The organism is Cryobacterium sp. TMT2-42-4, from assembly GCF_004402645.1.
Taxonomy (GTDB): Bacteria; Actinomycetota; Actinomycetes; order Actinomycetales; family Microbacteriaceae; genus Cryobacterium; species Cryobacterium sandaracinum.
Genome location: NZ_SOFT01000038.1, coordinates 1 through 1,499 on the forward strand (window position 1 = coordinate 1; position 1,499 = coordinate 1,499).

The 1,499-nt window shown below is 72.0% G+C and carries 2 protein-coding genes; both read right to left on the minus strand.

From position 1 onward, the window contains the following. On the minus strand, nt 1-964 hold a 964-nt coding region (locus tag E3O18_RS13310; protein WP_134418314.1), incomplete at its 3' end, for an NlpC/P60 family protein. After that, nucleotides 957-1,499: M23 family metallopeptidase (locus tag E3O18_RS13315; protein ID WP_134418315.1), on the minus strand; the 543-nt coding region annotated here is incomplete at its 5' end. The genes E3O18_RS13315 and E3O18_RS13310, both read right to left, overlap by 8 nt.

Genomic DNA, 1,499 nt, shown 5'->3' on the forward strand with positions numbered 1-1,499 from the left:
GAGCCGCAGGGGCTGCCGGGGCTGCCGGCTGGGCCGCCTGGGCCGGGGTGACCGGCCGTGACGCGGGCTGCTGTGCTGCGGGCTGGGGCGCGGGCTGCCGGGGCGTGCTCTTGCCGCCCGCGGCCTTCTGGGCGTCGGCTGCGGTCTTTTGGGCGGCCGCCGCCTGCGACCGGGCGAGGGCCTCCGTCGCCGCCTCGGCATCCTGACCGGCTCGGTAGGCGCGTTCGGCCTCGGCCGTGGTGTCCTTCAACAGGGCCAGCTGCGCGAACAGCTCGGTGGAGCGCCGTTGCTCGGTCTCGTAGGCCGTCGCGGCGGCCTGCGCGGCCACATTCGCCGCCTCGTACCTGGCCAGCGATTCCGCGCTGAGCCGGGTGCGTTCCTCGGCAGCGGATGCCGCCTGCTCCCCGAGCGACTCGGAGGTGTTCTTATCCTGCAGCGCTTCGCGGTAGATCGTGTCCGACTGCTCACTCAGCTTGCTCGCGGTGCCGAGCCGCCCAAGCAACTCATCGGAGTTGTCGCCGTTGAGAAACAGGCTCAGCGACAGATCCTGGGCGCCGGTCTTCGCCAGGTGGGCTGCGATCAGGCCAGCCCGCAGCTTCGAGGTCGCGGCACGGGCCTCCGCCGTCTGGGCCTGCTTCGCCAGGCTCGCTTCACGGGCCGTGGCCGCTTCGAGGTCGTCCAGCGCGACCCGGTAGGCCTCCGCCGCGATCAGCGAGGCTTTGGTGGCCGCCGTCGCCGAAACCTGCAGGCCCTGGAGAAGCTCGGTGATCGATTCGATCTCGGCCTGCTTGGTTGCTTCGCTGAGCTTGGCCTTCGCCACCTCGTCCCAGCTGGGGTAGCCGGGCTCGGCGAACGCCGCCGGCGCCGCGACGCCCACGGATGCCGAGACCGCTCCTAGGGCGACCGCCGCGAACAGACGGGAGGGCTTCTTGCGCCACCCCCGTCGGTCGGTGTCCCTAGCCAAGGGACGCGCCCCGGTCCGACATGAACGGAACCGGGTTGATCTGGCTGCCGTTGGTGCGCACCTCGAAGTGGAGGTGGCAGCCGCTGGCCGCACCGGTCTCCCCAACGCTGGCAATGTTCTCCCCCGCGGAGACGCTCTCGCCGTTGGAGACGAAGATGCCGCCCGAGCGAATATGGGCATACCCGGTGGAGATGCCGTTCGCGTGCTGGATCAAAATGAAGTTGCCGTAGGTTCCGTAGAGACCGGCGTAGACGACGGTGCCGCTGCTGGCCGCGTAGATTCCCGAACCGCAGCCGGCGCCGAGGTCCGTGCCGCTGTGGAAGCCCTTGCTGCAGCCGTCGTTGCCGCAGATCTGCGCACGCGGGCCGTAGCCGTCCGTGATTCGCCCGCCGGAGGGGACCGCCCAGCCACCGCCGCCGACGGAGCCGCCGGAGCCGCCGGAGCTGCTGGACGAGCCTCCCCCGTTGCTCGGCCTCGCGGCCGCTGCAGCCGCGGCCGCTGCGGCCGCCCGCGCGCTGGCCGCAGCGCGCTCGAC